This window comes from Microvirga tunisiensis, from assembly GCF_009296175.1.
Lineage (GTDB): Bacteria > Pseudomonadota > Alphaproteobacteria > Rhizobiales > Beijerinckiaceae > Microvirga > Microvirga tunisiensis.
This window is the reverse complement of sequence record NZ_VOSK01000155.1, coordinates 1-15,300: the sequence shown is the minus strand read 5'-3', so window position 1 is coordinate 15,300 and position 15,300 is coordinate 1. Positions and strand designations below refer to the sequence as shown.

Here is a 15,300-nt window from a genome sequence, read left to right as displayed (position 1 = left end):
ACTTGCTCCGGCGCGACCTCGTCCCCGCGGAAGGGCTGGCCGGCGAACTGATCGCGATTGCACGGGAGCAGGGTGCGCTCTTCTGGGCCACGAGGGGGCGCGCCATACTGAGCTGCGCCCGCGCCGGGCGGACCGCATCGACGGACAACCTCGCTCAGTTGCGCCAGGACATTGAGGCGATGCATGCGGAAACGTCGTGGCGCGTCTTCACGCCCTGTATCGCCGTCGTAGCGGCGGAGATCCTCTGCACCTCAGGGGACATTCACGGTGGGCTCCGGCTTCTCGAGGAGATGCACCCGTTGGTCGAGCAAGGGGAGCAGCGTCTTGCCGAGGCCGAAGGCTATCGCGTCCGCGCCGACCTGCTACTCGCCGCCGCCGGTGAAGCCGAAGCAGACCTGTTTCGAGCCATCGACGTCGCCCGAGGTCAGAGCGCGAAGACGTTTGAGCTGCGCGCCGCGACCAGCCTCGCCCGGCTCTGGCGGCACGACAGGCGCCAGGAAGCCCATGATCTCCTCGCCCCTGTATACGACTGGTTTACCGAGGGCTTCGACACGCCCGATTTGAGATCGGCTAAAGCGCTGCTCACGGAGTTGAGTGAGTAGAAGGCGCTACCATTCGCGCGACATCGTTCGAAGTGCTCGAGATGCACCGTGAGGTCGCGTTCGGCCAGGAGTTCCTCCACGTCGCGATAGCTGAGCGTAAACCGCAGGCACAACCAGACGGCACGCGGGATGATCTCGGGCGAGAACTGATGACGGTGATAGGACACGGGCTGAATCCCCTACCCTACCGCGCAACAGCTCGACCCGTTAGCATTGACGTGACAAGGCCGTGGGACGATCGCCGGTGTCGCAGAAGGCTCTTTATGGATCTTGCGGCGTGAGCCGACGGGTCGAAGGTCTGGAGATCCAGAGCGATCCGCCACCGAACCGAATGGCGTCTTCCCACCCCGTTCCTTTGAAGAGGGCGGTGACTGCATTGGCTTTTGGGTCGATTTTGACGAGCGGAACATCCACGACAGCGATTGCGCCTGCCGTTGGGGCCGAATTGTTGCCCCACAATTCCTTATGCTCTCCGCAATCTGGGGCTGGAACAAGAATTGCTCCCGAAAAACACGGGAACGGAGTACGTCGCAAGAACGTGACCCCGCGAAACGAGCGAGAGGCCTCTGCAATGGCTGAGTGCAGTTGGATTTCGGTTGTGAGCCGTCATTCAGGGCCGAACAGCTTATGGAGAAGGATACTGTCCCTATTGACCTTCACGGAAGACCTGCAACAGAGAGACCTGCGTGCCGAAAGAAGCTGACGATCATCTCGGGTTGACCTTGCAAGCGACAGAATTCGCGGCGGGCGAGGCGGTGCAGATCGGCGACTGATCCAGGGAGCGCATTGGCCATAGCGCACTTGACGAGCGCATTGCACTGCTCTTCCGGGTTCAACTCGGGGGCATATGCCGGCAGGTAGGCCACAGTGTAATCCTGCGCGTGCGCCGAGACGAAGTCCATTGTCGCCCGTGAGCGGTGGGCGTTGAGCCGATCCCAGACCACCAGCAGCGGCGCGCCGACCTTGCGCCGGAAGAAGCGCAGGGCCAGGATCACGCAACGGCTTGAGATCGGGGTGCGGAAGTGGCGCGCATACAGGCGCCCGTCGGGCGTGATCGCCACGATGCTCGACACCTCCCGCCGCTTGCTCACCCGCCGCAGCAGCGGCGTCAGCCCGCGCCGCGCCCAGGTCGTGGCCGGCCGGGCGCGGAAGCTGTGGCCCGTCTCATCCACGAGCAGGAGCGTCCGGCGCTCCCGGTGCGCTTTTTTTTGAGCGCCACCCACTCGCGCTTGGGCCAGACCGCGATCACCAGCTCATCGCGCTCCCTGGCTCTTGGGGCGGGGCGCTGCACGCTGAAGCCGTGCGCCTTGAGCGGCCGCTCCAGGTAGCGCGGATGATAGTGCACGCCGAACTCCCGCTCGATCAGGGCGGCAATGCGCGCGAGGGTCCAGCGCTCGGTGGCAAAGCCCGCCGCCAGAGCGCCTCGGTCCAGCAGCCGCCCCAGGCGGATCCAGGCCTTCTCATCGAGGCGGGGGAGCTGTCCTGGAATCGGTCGCGCTTCCAGGCCGCGCGGGCCCTCTTGGGCCAGGGTGGCGGCCCAGCGGCAGACACTGGCGCGGCTGACCCCCACGTGCCGGGCGATCTCCGCCTGCGAGAGTTGCCCCTGGCGCAACAGCGTCGCGGCTGTCAGGCGGCGCTCCTCCATCTGCTCCGCCGTCAGATGCGACGGCCGCCAAACGTTGTCCTCCATCGCGCACCTCCTCACGAGGATCGACACCGCTCTATGTTACACCATCTTCGTGAGGATCATTAAAGTGCCAGACCGTGAGAGCGCGTCGTCGCCCAGGTAGGTTCCTGAAGGCGCGTTCATGCAATAGGTTCAAACGGACTTAATCCATGAGAGCAGCATCTTGCTTCACTTTGAGTGGTCGGTCCGCAAACCTTATCGGAGAGGCTGCTGATCCATTCTAACTCATCGCGTCAACAGGAGCAGCTCTTGTTCCGGCCCCTCTTACAAGCGTTATCGGACGATCCTCCGAGGCAATCGGATCTCGCTGAACTGAGCCCGCCGACCCGGGAATAAAACCACGATTGCGACGGTCTTGCTGGCAAGGAGCATTGATAGAGCTCGGTGTCCGATCTGCTCCTCGGCACATCGATCTTTGGAGAACCAGAATGTTCAACATGTCACGCCGAGGCGTCCTGGTCAGTGCGGCCATGGCGGCGGCTTTCGGGCTACAGAAACCACTGGCCTGGATTGCCGACGCTCATGCAGAGGCTCCTGTCGAGCCAACCACAGGCTTCTACAAGTACAAGGTCGGATCGATTGAAGCGACGGCCGTCTATGACGGCATCTGGCGCAAGCCGCACGACCCTGCCTTCATTAAGGGCGTGACCGTCGATGAGACGAAGGCGGCGCTCGCCAAGGCAGGACTGACGACCGACTTCATGCCGATCCCGCTCACAGTCCTCGTTTTGAAGATCGGGGACAGGCACATCATGATCGACGCAGGATCCGGCGTTGGTCAGTGGCAGGCCAACGCCACGCATCTGCCGGCCAACATGAAGGCTGCCGGCATTGATCGCAGCCAGATCAACACAATCCTGATCTCCCATTTTCATCCGGACCACGTGTGGGGCCTGATGGAGAAGGGCACAAACGACGCCGTGTTTCCTGAGGCCGAACTGGTGGTCAACAGTGCCGAGTACAGGTTCTGGACGGAGCCGGGCCGTGTCGAGAAACTGCCGGAGGGTCGCCGGGCCGCCGGCAAGCGCATCGCCGACGTCTTTCCGACCTGGAACAACTGGAGGCTCGTTGAAAGTGGCACGGAGGTCGCTCCGGGGATCCAGATCCTCGAGGCCTACGGTCATACGCCGGGTCATTCCGTCTTCCTGGTGACCTCAGGCAGCGACCAGTTGCTGGTGTCGAATGACACCATGTACGTCCCGGCTCTCCTGGCGCCCCATCCGGATTGGCAGGGAGCCTACGATCAGGACGGGCCGATGGCGGTGACGACCCGTCGCAAGATCATCGACCGCGTCATGGCGGACAAGCTGATGATCTGCGGGGCGCATTTCCCGTTCCCAGGCCTCGGTACATTCGCAAAAGACGACAACACCTATGCCTTTACCCCCGTACCAATCTGACCCAACCAGCGAGAACATGCCATGTTGAAGAGAACCTCTCTCCTTTCCCTTGCTCTCCTGACCGGGATAGCGCTTACACCAGCCCTGACCAGCAGCGCAGCGTTTGCGGTCGATGATGATACGGCGACCGGCTCTGTCGATCTGAGCTCCGTACGGGCCAAGATCCAGGCCGGCCGCTATGGTGCGGCTTTGGAAGAGCTGCGCGGTCTGGCGGAAGATACCCAGCAGGCCGACATCTACAATCTGATGGGATACACCCTGCGCAAGACAGGCGACTACGCAACCTCGCTGACCTACTACACCAAGGCATTGCAGCTCCAACCCGACTACCGGCCAGCCCGCGAGTACCTCGGCGAGCTGTATGTCGAAACCGGCAATGTCGGCAAGGCCAGGGAGCAGCTCGCGGCGTTAGTCAAACTGTGTCCAGGCGGCTGCGAAGAGCGTCAGGACTTGGAGAAAGCCCTGAAGCGGACAGCCGCCAAGTGAGGCTGCCGGGTGGGCGATGACTTCGCCCACCTGTTTCCGCCGGGCTGACCATTGGGAGGTCGCGATGTCCCGAACGCTTGAGGCAATGCTGTCGAAGGCCGCCGATCCCCTCCTGCTGCTGGGACGGTTCCTGTTGGCTTTGATCTTCCTTCATGAAGCGGTGACGCTTGCAACCGGCTTCGCGGCTTCCGCAGCCGCAATGAGCAAGGTCGGTGTCCCGCCTTACGTGCTGGTCCTGACGATCCTGCTGCAACTTGCGGCAGGCTTGATGGTTGCATTGGGCTGGCACGCACGCTTGGGCTCACTGAGCCTGGGCCTCTTCTGTCTTGCGACCGCCTTCCTGTTTCATTCCAACTTCGCCGTCCGCAACGAGCTTCTGCACTTCGAGAAGGATCTTGCGATCGCGGGCGGTCTGTTCGTGCTGACCGCCACCGGCGCAGGCGCATTGTCGTTGGACAGAGCCTTCGGACGTAGGCAACTCCTTCGATACGCCGCCTGACCTTCGTGTTCCTGAGGCATGGCCTGGAGAGCGTCACATCCCCCGTTCCTGCCCAAGGCTTGCCGTAGCATGTCCCAGCTCACCAAGGCTAGTTGTCGGGCGCGTGAAGGCATTCCCGACGCGTCCGGAAAGAGCTATTGGGGCGCGAGATGATCCTGGAAACGGCGCATGAACTCCTGTAGCTCAGCGGGGTTAAGATCCGAGATCGCCCAGAACGTCATCCCACTCCCCGACCAGTGCAGCGTGTTGTACCCGTTGTTGACGGATGACTGCACCAGATCAGCCCCGACCCCAGCCTTCTCCGCCGGCCATACGAACAGGTTGATCAGGTGCTCGCGGCGTTTGTACACCAAGGCTGCAACCGCCCGTCCTGCGATGTAGTCGAGCCGGCCGCCGGTCAGCGCAAAGCCCTCACTGGCCAGATCAATCACCGGGGGAGCGAAATCAAGCCGGCCGTCGAACCAGGGCTTCACCGTATGCTGGTCTGACGTGGTCACGTCCGTGATGTGGCCTGCCATCAGGGAGCGAACATGCTCGGAGACAAGTTCCTGCTCCAGATCCAAGGACTGACGCGGCAGGATCAGGACCATCGCAAGACCTGCTGCAAAAGCAGCCGCCGGCAGGCCAAGGCGGCGGTCGCGCCACAGGCGCTGCCACCAGCGAACGGTGGCCAGTGCAGGTCGAGCCGTCGGAGCAGGCTCAATGGCCCCCAGGATCCGCACGCGCAGCGTATCAGGCGCGCGATACCGCAGCCCGTCGTCCCGCAGGGTTGCCCGAAGCACCTGCAGGCGCCGATATTCGCCCCCACAGGCCGAACAGGTCCTCAGATGATCCTCGACCTCGAACGAATTCGCGGCATCCAGCTCGCCGTCGAGGTGACCGTGCATGAGGACTTTCATGTCAGCACAGGGGCGGGTCATAATCGTGTCTCCTCGCGCACTGCGGTGCGCCGGCGCCAGGCGTCAGCGAGCAGGTGTCGGGCTCGGGCGAGGCGGGACATCACGGTGCCGATCGGCGTCCCCGTCGTTTCGGCGATCTCCTGGTAGGAGAGCTCCTCCAGCTCCCGCAGGACCAGGGTCTCCCGGAACGGAACCGGCAAGTTCTCGATCAGCTCCCTCATGGTCGCGATCTCGTTGTGCCGCACGGCGGCGGTTTCGGGGCTGTCCTCAGGATCGACTGGCCCGGCGCTGCTCTCGACTGCATCGCCCGCATCGTCTCCTTGATCCGTCTTGGTCCTCTCAAGTGGAACCGTTGGATCCGATGCCGCGGCTTTCGCCCAGGTGTGGCAGCAGTTTCGCACGATCGCCAGAATCCACGCCTTCGGGTCACCACCCCTGTAGCCCTCGAAGGCGCGGAACGCCCGCAGGAAGGCGTCCTGCGCGACGTCCTCGGCGGCGACCGGATCCCGCAGGAGATAGCGCGCCAGGTTGTAAGCGGCATCGAGATGCGGGAGCATCAGCTCGCGGAAGCGCCGGGCGAGATCGGCTTGCTCGGCCGTCATGGGAGGCGACAGGGAGACCGGCACAGGTTCCTCCGCGCGTTGCGCGATTGTACCCTCTTCCCTCCTAACTGTCACATTTTCGGATGCCATGGACCGGCTCGTCGGCCACCATTTGGAACTTGCCTCTGCCTCCTGCTGTCCCAACGTGGGGGCCAGAGTCATTAGGTCCCGCAGAAGGACTATGGGCCCGGAGATCATGGTGTTGCCGCTCATGATCAGACCTCTGTGTGCACGACGCGAGTTCATGGCTGCCCACCAATTCTAAGTGGCTAGCTTGGCAACATCCCCACTGATCGTGGGCTGGACGGCCCGTCGGCTAACATGACGGCGTCCACAGTGCTGATGCTGCGCTGCCTATCCAGACCAGGCACGAACCAGATTTATTCCCGTGCGATCGCACAAGATCGTCGCCTGTCTGTTCGCAGGTGCGACTGAACACAGCGCCCGTGCCAATCTGCTCGAATGGAGCGTTCCGCGAGAATAAACGGCAGATCAGACAGGTCTTTGAGACATGAGGCCGACCGAACGGCGCCTCGCATCGAGCGGCACCAAGACCGTCCGAGGGACGGGATGGTGCCCGGGAGGTGACCATGAACAGGAACCATCGTGATCGCATTCTTGTCGTCGACAACAATCCAATCTTCCGCGAAACCCTCGCACAGTGGCTCCACGCCGCAGGGTTCGACGTGAGCACGGCGGACACGGGCGAGCATGCCTTCCTCATCCTGCGGGATTGGCAGCACCCCATCGGCTGGCTTTATGCCCGAGCCGGTCTGCCCATCCTGATCGATGGCTGGATCCTGGCCGACGAGTACCACGACACCTATCCGACACGTCCCGCTGTCCTCGCGGCGGCCGAGGCTCGGGCGTCTTCGAGCGGCGATATCATTCTCGGTCAGCCAAGCCCGGCCGCAGTGTTGGAAGTTATCCGCCAACTCATCAGCGCAAGTCACAATGTGCCGGCACCCGCCGAGATCAGCCCTACCCTTCAACGACATGCTGCGTGATGAAACCGGAGGATCAAAATGATGACGAGCAAAAGAGTGTCCTGGGTCGCATGTGCTGATTACGGCTCGCGACCTCAACACGCCTGGTGCCTTGATGCGGCTGGCATCAACGCAGGCGAGCGAGAGTCTTCACGAGACGAGTCTCCTCGGGCGGCATTCTGTAATGACTCCGTGGCTTTCATGAATGATAGAGGGCGTCGTGCAGGCGCGGTCAGGGGTTCGCACGGGGCAGTGGCTGGCATTCTGTCGGATCGCGACCTTGTGGCTCAGGCCAACACCCCCGGCCCAGTCGACCTCTGGCCCAGAGAACAATCGGCTGCGCACGAGCGGGCAGTCGTGAAATCCTTGCACGAGTGTGGCATCGCCCTTCGGAAAAGGTCCGCTCGGCCCGGCAGCCATCGACCCTTATCAGACTTGTCCAAGACACCAGACGTTGAGAGCTCAGGGGAACTACGACATCCGGAGGAGTGGGCAGAACCGTTGCCGGATTGGATGAGGACTACGCGCCCAAGCCAGACAGGTATGTTCATGCCACGTGTTCTGATCGCCCTTGCAGCCTTGGGGGCCGCGAACGGGATTCTGAGCACAGTCCTGGCGCTGACTTGGCTGTAATCAAGCCAAAGCCACTGGCGAACCGACACAGCCCGGCTTGGGGTGGGGGAGCTGCGAGTGTGATCCAACGGCGTTGGATTCCGGTTTCGGTGTGACCGTGATTGCCTGTGCGTGGGAGGTCGACGCCCATGGCACGGGGTCTTGCGATCCGACCGACACCGAGGTGAGCGAACTGCAACGTCTCGCCCTGCGCAAGCGCGGCAGGCGGCTCGTCGGGCTGGAACTGATCGAGGGTGTGTCATAACTCAAACGAGCCCTTGCACGACGAAGCATTCGTACCACTTCATGTACCTTCACCGGGGGCTTACCGATTTGGATCAGCTCGCAAGACATAAAATTTCTTCGAGCAGTGGCCTGTTAGCGTTTTGACACAGCCTCTGTCACGCAGCGAAGTTCACCGCCTTTTCCGAATGTCTGGATTGGTGAGGTTTGCTGCCCTCCGGCTTAGGTCTCAGGTGTGCCATTTGAAGACGTTGCGGGTACATGAAGCCAATTTCGCGGAAGGTCCGTTCGGACACGCAGTTCGGCCTCTAGCTATTGTCGTTGATGCCCCTCGGCGCTAGGCGCAAAATTGGGGCCTGTGGTGGTCGAGCGCGGGGCTCGGACTCCTGCCGCAGCCGTCGCTCTCCCACAGGCGAGGCCTCGGGTTGCCCCTCGGGGCCTTCGCCGTTTCAGGGCTGCGAATTTCGCCGGTGTGACGCGGTGCACAGTCCCCGTCTGCAAAGTGGTTCAAAGTCCAATCATCGCCAACGGAGAAGGCCGATGATCAAGGCATACGGAATTGCACTTGCTGGGTTATTGCTCGCTGGGCTCGGGCCGACGTTCGCGGCGCCTGGCCCTCAGCAAAGACAATGCATCGTGGGGGAGCAGCGTATCAACGGCGTGTGCCAGGCCTTATCGGAAGGCGCTACCACGCACGACGATTGAGGGCTGCAAGACCGAGCGCGGCCCTTTTCGTTGGAGCTTTGGCTTGGTAGCGCCCGCGAAAACCGGCGAGTAATTTCGCATAATTGCCAGTATGGAAGGCGCTTGCTGCTAGTTTGACTAAGACAGCAGGGTTCCGGAAGGCGCTTCCTTGAAGCAGCGGCAAAGGTGCTTCTCGCACACGAGTTCGTCTTCAACCAGGACTTGAGACGCCTTGTGCTCGGCGCATCGGGTCTCAACCATCTTCCAGACAAGCAACTCCGCCGGCAAACGTTGTGCGAAGCCTGCGACAAACTCATCATCGCGATAAATCAGCCAGCCGAGATGGCTGCCGACGAGCTTGTAAGTGGCGTGAGATTGCGACAAAGAGGATCTCAAATGTTCGGAGAACGGAAGGCGGAAAACGACCTCGCCGGTATCATCCTCAACCTCAATGGCATAGTCCCGTGGATCGTGGCCTCGGGCTGCGAACACATGTTTGAGGTTTTGGGCAGCCTGCGCCACTGCTCTCCAGGCCGTCTCCACATCCGGGTAATCGAGGCCGAGATCGTCGTAACTCATACCTCCATCTTTGCAGCGGATATGAAGGTAGAAGCGAGACATGGCGTCCCCCAGACCTAGCCAGTAGGCTGCTGAAATAAAGTCCTTGTGGCGGAAGAGTTCCGGCCACGCGATTTCGCATAACGCCCATTAGGGAACAGGCTGGATGCGATTTTCACGAAGGGCAAGGGAAGGTCTCGGGACCGCTGCGGCGTTAGGCGGCAAGATCGCACAGTGGGTTGCATAGTCCATTCTGTCGCCGTGGCCGTTTTGGCTACGCCCACACCAATGTCCCCCGTCTGTTTCACCCGTATCCCCCAGCAGCGCCCGATACTGGATCGAGGCGTCTGGCACCGCGATCCACTCTCCCTCGACGAACATTTGCACGCCTGTCGGCGTCACCCGATAGGCCGCAGGTCGACAATCCCCTTCATGGCAGCAACTGTTCCCTGACCTGCTCCTGAGAGGCGAGTAGATGTCGTGAGCGTCGGCGGGCAGCTCGAAACTAAGCAGGGCGATCGCTGTAAAGAGATCAAGCTTGAGAGACATAGGCCGCTCCCGGCGGTGAGGGGATGGCGGCGCTCAACGGAGCGTCGGAAGAACGCGACGTACTCCTACTCTACTCCTAACCTGCGGCCCTGTCGTGCGTGGGAAGATCGTCCGCAGATTGCCGATCAGCATTCATGGAACCAGAAGCAGGCTCCCTCGGCCCACGTTGATTGTAGACGTAGCGAAAAGGGCGTATTCTCAAGCCTGTCGTTGACCTCGCCTCTCGCGCAGCCCCTTGGGGCTCTGTTATACGCCCCAATCCGCCCATGAGGGACTGGGCCCATCCGTGAGGGAGGGGCGCATGTCGTCAAAAACCACTGTGGCCGTTGTGCTCGCCGTTTGCCTGCCGCTGCCGATCCAGGCCCACGACATCTACACGCATCTGTTGGACGGGAGAGGCAAGAGCTGCTGCAATGACAAGGACTGCCGTCCTGCACACTACCGGGTGACCTCGAAGGGCTTGCAAATGTTCGTGGACGGGCGGTGGATCGACGTGCCGAGCAGTGCAATCCAATATCTCGCGATACCCAGTGATACGGGCGAGACCCGTGGCGGACACTGGTGCGGTGGGTCTGCCTACGAGCGGAACTTCAGCAACCCAGACGACGGCCTATACGTCACGAAATGTGCAATCCTGCCGCCCCAATCTGCATCCGTTGACCTCGACTGATTTGGTGTTTCAGGACTGCGAATTTCGCGGAAGGCCGTTTATGGAACGGCAAATTACAAGCGTAATGAAAATGCCATGCACGAGCCCGTGCGCTCGGGAGGTAGCCGAGAGAACGAACCGGCTGCTTAATGTAAGTAGAAGTGGCAAGTTTGTGCTATCGTGTTAATTGCAGCGTTAGCCAGCTCATGGGTCAGGTCACGGAGACGATCAATGCGGCGGCGTGAATTCATGATCTTGTCCAGCATGGCGGTCGTGTGGCCCAAAAGTGTTGCCGCGCAGCAGTCAGCGATCCCGGTGATCGGGTTTATCAGTCTAGCCGGGCCTGACACATTCGCCCATCTTCTCGCTGCGTATCTTGAAGAACTTCGTGGAGCGGGGTTCGTCGACGGTGGGAACGTCACAATCGAGTACCGATGGGCAAGAGGCCAATATGACCAGTTGCCGGAGCTTGCCGCCGATCTCGTCCGCCGCAAGGTAGCGGTCATCGTGGCTAGCGGCGGCGATCGGCCAATTTTGGCGGCCAAGGCCGCTACGTCGACAATTCCGATCGTTTTCACAGGCAGCGACGATCCGGTCGGATTTGGCCACGTCCAGAGCCTGAGCCATCCTGGCGGGAACTTGACCGGCACCGGCGGTTTCACATCCATACTCGAAGTCAAGAAGCTGGAAATCTTGCACGAAGTCCTGCCCGAGCCCCGCCTGATCGGCATGCTGGCGAACCCCAAAAATCCCGCCGCTGCGGCAGATGTAAAGGATGTCGAGGCGGCGGCTCGCTCCATGGCGAAACAAATCCATGTCGTTTGGGCAAGCAATGAAAGCGAGATCGACGCGGGCTTTGCCGCCTTCGCTCCACTACAACTGAAAGGCTTGCTTCTCGGCCATGATCCGTTCTTCAACAGCCGACGGGACCAGATCATTGCCCATGTGACACGCCTCGCCATCCCGGCGATTTATGAGCATCGAGAATTCATTCTCGCTGGCGGTCTGATGAGCTACGGAACCGACATCCGGGAAGGTTACCGTTTGGCTGGCGATTATACCGGCCGAATTCTGAAGGGTGCCAAGCCGGCCGATCTGCCGACCCAGCAACCGACCAAGTTCAATCTGATCGTCAATCTCAAGGCGGCGAAAGCGCTGAACTTCGAATTTCCGGCCTCCATACTGGGTCGTGCCGATGAAATCATCGAATGATCTCCCGGAGACCCTCCGCCTCGATGGAGTGACGCCGCTCCCGGCATTCCCTCTTTCACGGCCCTCGGCCTCAGCCTCGACGTCCCGCCCACCCTCCTCGGCCGCGCCGATGTAGTGATCGAGTAGGGCCTCTCGTAAGTGCCTTAGGTGCCGCGAATTTCGCGTAATTGTCTTTATGGAATTGGCCGGGCGCTGGTGTTCAAGGCGCCTTCCGCAGGATCTGCCTCGCGCCGAAGAATTTCGAGGATCTGCGTCCACACCGCCTCGCGGCGTTCCGGACGAACGAATTGGATCAGGATATCGACCGTCTCGGCGATCTTCTCCTCCTCTGCAGCGTGTGGGTCGGTGAGGTAATGGCCATAGTGCTGGAGGTTTTCGGTGATGCGGGCGTTGATCTGGTCGAAGAGGCTCATGGGACGGCTCTGTGTTCGACTGTTATACCGCGATCCTAGCAAAAACCCACCTTGGCGTCGCTAGGGCCTCTCAAAGCTGAGGGCGGGTTAGCGCGTAAGATATTGGTCCGCGAATTGCGCGGAGGGCCGTTGATGGGACAACACCAAGGCTCGGCTAAATCGCCCAGCCTTTACATTTGGTGCGGAAATCACGAACTATGCACTGGGGGCTGGGCACCGGGTTTGCTGGCCTGCTCCGCGCGGTAAACTGCCAGCAGCACGTTTCGGTATGGCACCATACGGGCCTGCGCCATGCCGATCTTCTCGGCCACACGGATTGAGGCGCGGTTCTCAGGGGCGATCAATGCCACTATCGCTGGGAGCCCGATCGGGCCAAGGGCCCGCTCGAGCACCGCCCGCGCGGCCTCGGTCGCCACGCCCTGCCCCCAAGCGGAGGGATGCAGGCGCCAGCCAATCTGCGTGAGCCCGGCTTCGTCCGAATGGCTGAGGTGGCAAAGGCCCACGAACCCTGGGTGATCCCGCCATTCGATGGCCCAGGACGCATGCGGCTCGGGACGTCCCTCGACGATGCGCCGACGCACCTCCTCCCGGTGCGTGGCTCGGTCGAGTGGGCCGCCAATGAACTGGCGCACGCTCGGGTCCGCGTCCATCTCCACGATCGGCTCCAAGTCAGCGAGCGTGCGGGCACGAAGTCGCAGGCGAGCAGTGGTGATGGTCGGAGGACCAGGGGGCACACGTTCTCCCTAACGTTCGGTCGGTTCGATCCTATCCATTGGTGCCCTCATGCGAGAATCAGCTTGGGGTCATCGCAGAATCCTCCCGAGATCCTACACCAAAGCCTCTGCGGCAATCTCTACCCTTTTCCTCGGAAAAGTGAAACGGTGAGTTGCGGACCGTGTAGGGATTGAATGCATTGAAGATTTGACATTCACATGAGCATGTACTTGTTCGATGCCACGAGGGTGAGCGTCTGTTAGGTGCCGTTCTAGCTCCGATCACGCCGCTCGGTTGCGAGCAGATCAGCCTCAATGATGGCTGTGCTCGGCTCTGCCATCCTTTCAGGGCAGTTTCGTCGCTCTGAGATCCATCTTCACCCTTCCTCGAAGCGGCTTAGTGTAGGATTCCGGGAAAATTCCGCGATGACCTCCTCATGGCGAAACCGTGCCTGCGCCTCGTGCCGCCCTCTTAAATTATTTTGAACTGTACCGAGATCCGTGTCCGCGTCAGAAGACTGATGATCTGGATCGGCAAGTTCGAGGAGCATCGCTGAGAGGGTCCAACGGCAGCAGCGAGACTTGGATAAAATGATTCTACGATGCTGGATCGGACTTCCGAATGGACCAGATCGGCGAGGCTGAACCGGGCACGAGCAATTTTGGCTATCCAAGGAGATTGCGGGTAACGCTGCCGCCCTTGCGATCCTGGGGAGCGTGAGGAAGTGTGGGGTGGCTTATGCAGCTGCCCGGTGGAGAGAGGTTCGTATCGGAACGGATGGTGATTGGTGGCTGCGGTCGACCCGTGACGGATCTCAGTCTGCCGACCGACTATCCCACATGATCTCACCTTGCCTCAATGTCACTGAGCCGATTGATCCGCGTCAGCGCTTATTCAGTGGGACCACATTGGATCCAGCCGTGTTGGTGCCCTCGGCCGGCTTGACCGTGCTGAGGAGGGTGGGCGAGACATTCCACTTCTGCCCAGCGTCGGTGATCACCGTCACGGTCTTCTGGTTGTAGCGCGTCAGCATGCCCTCAAGACGACCCTGGCCGGGAGGTTGGAAAGTGACACGGTCCCCAATCTTGAACTCCAGCATCTCCACATGAGCGCGCATCTGGTCGAGAAAGCGCAGGCGCTCGACGATGCGGTGGTTGAGATCGATGAGTTCGGCCTCGGTCAGCTGGTCAATATCGATCGTCATAACGGTGCCATAGATGAGAGCCGAGCTGAGGCGATCGAGCGAATCTCCGGCCGGCGCGTCTGCGTGTCAAGAGGAACCATTCAGGCTCTGAGGATTACCTGCCCTTCCCGAAGTTCTGGTTAGGTCCGAAGAGTGAACCCAAGCGTTACTTCGCTTCCGTGCCATTCGGAGACATTCCGGGCTTGCCGCATCCCACACACCAGATCCTCGCCTGCTTGCAGATAGATTTCGCGACACCTCGCTGATGGAACTGCGTGGCAGCACGGCCTGTGACTAACTTGATGTCTGCTCCTTTCTCGCTTGGACGACAAAGGCTTCTTGAGGGATGTCAGGGCTCCGCCATCAGTGTCATTCAAGGCGGTTACCAGCGAGCCCGTAATAGCATCGATCACAACATCACGCCTGTCGTTCTGCATCCCAGCCACCATCGCCGCCAAAGGAGTCGCCGCAATCTGAAGGCGCACGTACTCGCGCGGTGAGGTGAACCGGATCGTCTGTGTGACCGATCTCACCCGCAAGTTCAACTGGTCGCCGTGGTGCGTCGCGGCATGAGGAACGCCAGGACGGCGGCGACGATCAGGAGCGCTGGCACGTCGCCCAAGAGGTGCTCACGGTGTTCGGGGTACACAATCGCTTGCGCGGTCATGATTCCACTGTGCACAACGCTCGACCAAACGGTGAACCAGATCAGGCTCCGATGTGCGAGCGGGTCTCGCGACGCATGAAGGAGAAAAACTCCCAGTGTCGCATAGATCCCGACGATCATGTGCAGGTACAGGGACTGTCCGGTGTGATGCCATGCCCACCCTGCCGGCCATACGATCGTGAGCGGGTAGAACCCCACGAGACACACGAGGCCGAATACGATTAACGCAACCCGCAAGAACTTGATGCGACTGTCGGTGTTCATAAGGCCCTCCCCTGCTGGCCTCCGCTCAGGTAGCCTTCACTGAGGCTCGTAGTCGGTGCGATGGTGGTTGGTCGCCGAACCCGGCGGCAGGCGGCCGGCATTTCCGTTAGGGGTCGAGCCTGTGTCAAAACGCGGACGAGCTGCTTCGTGGAGCAATTTAATTTCTTGCAAGCGTGATTAGACCGGGAAATCCCCGGCACATTGGCGTGAATTTGTACAAATAGTTCGCCGAGATCCGCTTCATTTGAGTTTTGACACAGCCTCGGTCACAAGCAGCTCTCGGCAACGGGTACCAAGCGTCAGAATTTGACCACTAGGAATTCTGCAACGCCGCGCGGTCTGCCGGAACGGACGCCTCCGACTTGATCCGCTCGGCGACCAGGGCCTGTAA

The 15,300-nt window shown here is 61.0% G+C and carries 16 protein-coding genes and 2 pseudogenes; 8 read left to right on the top strand and 10 right to left on the bottom strand.

Annotated features, from left to right (window positions below):
• A pseudogene (locus FS320_RS46160) lies at positions 1-602 on the top strand (hypothetical protein); the annotation flags it as partial.
• 23 nt (positions 603-625) lie between these two features.
• Here FS320_RS46160 and FS320_RS48320 read toward each other — a convergent pair.
• The 3 genes and pseudogenes from FS320_RS48320 to FS320_RS26345 form a co-directional block, all read right to left on the bottom strand.
• Positions 626-778 (bottom strand): annotated as a pseudogene (locus FS320_RS48320) (IS6 family transposase); the annotation flags it as partial.
• A gap of 480 nt (positions 779-1,258) precedes the next feature.
• Positions 1,259-1,774 (bottom strand): transposase, encoded by a 516-nt coding sequence (locus FS320_RS26350; RefSeq protein ID WP_162003247.1) that lies wholly within the window; start codon positions 1,772-1,774, stop codon positions 1,259-1,261.
• Positions 1,711-2,292, bottom strand: a complete 582-nt coding sequence (locus tag FS320_RS26345; protein WP_152714939.1) for a winged helix-turn-helix domain-containing protein — start codon at positions 2,290-2,292, stop codon at positions 1,711-1,713. Before FS320_RS26345 ends, FS320_RS26350 begins: the two co-directional genes overlap by 64 nt.
• Positions 2,293-2,717: 425 nt before the next feature.
• On the opposite strand from FS320_RS26345, the gene FS320_RS26340 reads away from it, so the two are divergent.
• The 3 genes from FS320_RS26340 to FS320_RS26330 all read left to right on the top strand — a co-directional run bounded on the left by FS320_RS26340 (position 2,718) and on the right by FS320_RS26330 (position 4,674).
• Complete coding sequence (locus FS320_RS26340) at positions 2,718-3,689, top strand: MBL fold metallo-hydrolase (protein WP_152714937.1); 972 nt, start codon at positions 2,718-2,720, stop codon at positions 3,687-3,689.
• A gap of 21 nt (positions 3,690-3,710) precedes the next feature.
• Complete coding sequence (locus FS320_RS26335) at positions 3,711-4,175, top strand: tetratricopeptide repeat protein (RefSeq protein ID WP_152714935.1); 465 nt, start codon at positions 3,711-3,713, stop codon at positions 4,173-4,175.
• Positions 4,176-4,239: 64 nt separating this feature from the next.
• On the top strand, positions 4,240-4,674 hold the full coding sequence (locus FS320_RS26330) for a DoxX family protein (RefSeq protein ID WP_152714933.1): 435 nt from the start codon (positions 4,240-4,242) through the stop codon (positions 4,672-4,674).
• 134 nt (positions 4,675-4,808) lie between these two features.
• Here FS320_RS26330 and FS320_RS26325 read toward each other — a convergent pair whose 3' ends face one another.
• Complete coding sequence (locus FS320_RS26325; protein ID WP_152714931.1) at positions 4,809-5,594, bottom strand: anti-sigma factor family protein; 786 nt, start codon at positions 5,592-5,594, stop codon at positions 4,809-4,811.
• Positions 5,591-6,265 carry a sigma-70 family RNA polymerase sigma factor gene (locus FS320_RS26320; protein WP_244627392.1) on the bottom strand — a complete coding sequence of 225 codons (675 nt, stop codon included), beginning with the start codon at positions 6,263-6,265 and terminating at the stop codon, positions 5,591-5,593. Before FS320_RS26320 ends, FS320_RS26325 begins: the two co-directional genes overlap by 4 nt.
• Positions 6,266-6,765: 500 nt before the next feature.
• On the opposite strand from FS320_RS26320, the gene FS320_RS26315 reads away from it, so the two are divergent.
• Both FS320_RS26315 and FS320_RS45285 read left to right on the top strand, forming a co-directional pair.
• Positions 6,766-7,182, top strand: a complete 417-nt coding sequence (locus FS320_RS26315) for a response regulator (protein ID WP_152714929.1) — start codon at positions 6,766-6,768, stop codon at positions 7,180-7,182.
• 685 nt (positions 7,183-7,867) lie between these two features.
• Positions 7,868-8,038 (top strand): hypothetical protein, encoded by a 171-nt coding sequence (locus FS320_RS45285; protein WP_153885330.1) that lies wholly within the window; start codon positions 7,868-7,870, stop codon positions 8,036-8,038.
• An 800-nt stretch (positions 8,039-8,838) separates the two neighbouring features.
• On the opposite strand, the gene FS320_RS26310 is transcribed toward FS320_RS45285, so the two are convergent.
• Entirely contained in the window at positions 8,839-9,321 is a 483-nt protein-coding gene (locus FS320_RS26310; protein ID WP_420846771.1) for a DUF6894 family protein, read from the bottom strand.
• A gap of 787 nt (positions 9,322-10,108) precedes the next feature.
• Here FS320_RS26310 and FS320_RS26305 point away from each other — a divergent pair.
• Both FS320_RS26305 and FS320_RS26300 read left to right on the top strand, forming a co-directional pair.
• Positions 10,109-10,477 carry a hypothetical protein gene (locus tag FS320_RS26305; protein WP_152714925.1) on the top strand — a complete coding sequence of 123 codons (369 nt, stop codon included), beginning with the start codon at positions 10,109-10,111 and terminating at the stop codon, positions 10,475-10,477.
• Between the two features lie 210 nt (positions 10,478-10,687).
• The gene (locus tag FS320_RS26300; protein WP_152714923.1) at positions 10,688-11,668 is read left to right on the top strand and encodes an ABC transporter substrate-binding protein; all 981 of its coding nucleotides are present in this window, start codon (positions 10,688-10,690) and stop codon (positions 11,666-11,668) included.
• Positions 11,669-11,841: 173 nt separating this feature from the next.
• On the opposite strand, the gene FS320_RS26295 is transcribed toward FS320_RS26300, so the two are convergent.
• From FS320_RS26295 to FS320_RS26280, 4 genes are all read right to left on the bottom strand, one after another.
• Positions 11,842-12,081: a hypothetical protein gene (locus FS320_RS26295; protein ID WP_152714921.1), complete on the bottom strand. Its 240-nt coding sequence runs from the start codon at positions 12,079-12,081 to the stop codon at positions 11,842-11,844.
• A gap of 188 nt (positions 12,082-12,269) precedes the next feature.
• Positions 12,270-12,815: a GNAT family N-acetyltransferase gene (locus FS320_RS26290; protein WP_152714919.1), complete on the bottom strand. Its 546-nt coding sequence runs from the start codon at positions 12,813-12,815 to the stop codon at positions 12,270-12,272.
• Positions 12,816-13,678: 863 nt separating this feature from the next.
• Positions 13,679-13,999: a hypothetical protein gene (locus tag FS320_RS26285; RefSeq protein ID WP_152714917.1), complete on the bottom strand. Its 321-nt coding sequence runs from the start codon at positions 13,997-13,999 to the stop codon at positions 13,679-13,681.
• Between the two features lie 520 nt (positions 14,000-14,519).
• Positions 14,520-14,909 carry a DUF6632 domain-containing protein gene (locus tag FS320_RS26280; RefSeq protein WP_152714916.1) on the bottom strand — a complete coding sequence of 130 codons (390 nt, stop codon included), beginning with the start codon at positions 14,907-14,909 and terminating at the stop codon, positions 14,520-14,522.
• Between the last annotated feature and the right edge of the window lie 391 nt (positions 14,910-15,300).